Below are 870 nucleotides of genomic sequence, written 5' to 3'. Positions count from 1 at the left end.
GCGCGGCGCGACCTCGCGCACTGCCGGCAGGAGGTCGCCCGGCTCGGCCCGGGCCGGCCGCGGGCGCTAAGCCTGGGGGTGCTGCTCGGCGGCGGCGCGCAGGGCGGCTGAGGCGTCCTTCGCGATCGGGTCGCCGTGTCCGAAGACCGCCGTCTCCACCGGCAGCGCGGCCAGCCGGTGGAAGGAGGCGAGTGCCAGGGCCGGGTCGGTGTGGAACACCCCCGGGGTGGTCCGGCCCCCGACGTTGGCCGCCAGGTCCCCGGTGAACAGCACACCCGGCCCGGGCAGGTGCAACGCGATGCTGCCGTCGGTGTGCCCGGGCACGTGCACCACCACCGCGCCGCCGCCGATGTCCAGCACGTCGCCGTCCTCGACCTCCCGGTGCACCGGGCAGGGCTCGGCGGGCGGGATCGGCGGCAGTCCGTCCCACAGCTGCCGCTCGAACGGGCTCAGCACCGGAGGCGCCGGCGGCTGCTCGCGCCGGATCACCGGTGCCTCCAGCCGGTGCGCCACCACCTGGGCACAGTGCCGCCGGGCGAGCAGGGCGGCCGAGCCGGTGTGGTCCTCGTGGTGGTGGGTGAGCACGATCCGGCGCAGCGCGGCCGGCTCCTGCCCGGTGGCGCGGATGCCCTGCTCGATCGCGTCCGCCGAGCCGGCGATGCCGGTGTCGACCAGGGTGAGGCCGTGCGCGTCCCGCCAGAGGTAGGCGGTGCCGAACTCCAGGCCGATCATGTGCAATTCGTCGCGTACCCGGGTGATCTCCATGCCCGCATCCTGCGCGCCGGGCCGCCGCGGCACTCCCGCGTTCGCCGCCGGCGGAGCGGGACGGGCCCGGGCACCGCCGCCCGCGACGCCGGACGCCCGCCGGGT

Annotated in this window: 1 protein-coding gene; it reads right to left on the bottom strand. The window is 77.5% G+C overall.

The annotated features are described in order from the left end of the window. Positions 1–66 precede the first annotated feature (66 nt). Positions 67–765 carry an MBL fold metallo-hydrolase gene (locus tag KS423_RS46375; protein ID WP_224285646.1) on the bottom strand — a complete coding sequence of 233 codons (699 nt, stop codon included), beginning with the start codon at positions 763–765 and terminating at the stop codon, positions 67–69. Between the last annotated feature and the right edge of the window lie 105 nt (positions 766–870).

It is taken from the genome of Streptomyces sp. LS1784, from assembly GCF_020103755.1.
In the GTDB taxonomy this organism is placed as follows: Bacteria; Actinomycetota; Actinomycetes; order Streptomycetales; family Streptomycetaceae; genus Kitasatospora.
The sequence above is the reverse complement of the archived record's forward strand: the minus strand, read 5'-3'. Positions and strand labels throughout refer to the sequence as shown.

Excerpts from the sequence above, each read along its gene's own strand:
- KS423_RS46375 (WP_224285646.1), bottom strand. The coding sequence starts at position 765 with ATGGAGATCACCCGGGTACGCGACGAATTGCACATGATCGGCCTGGAG.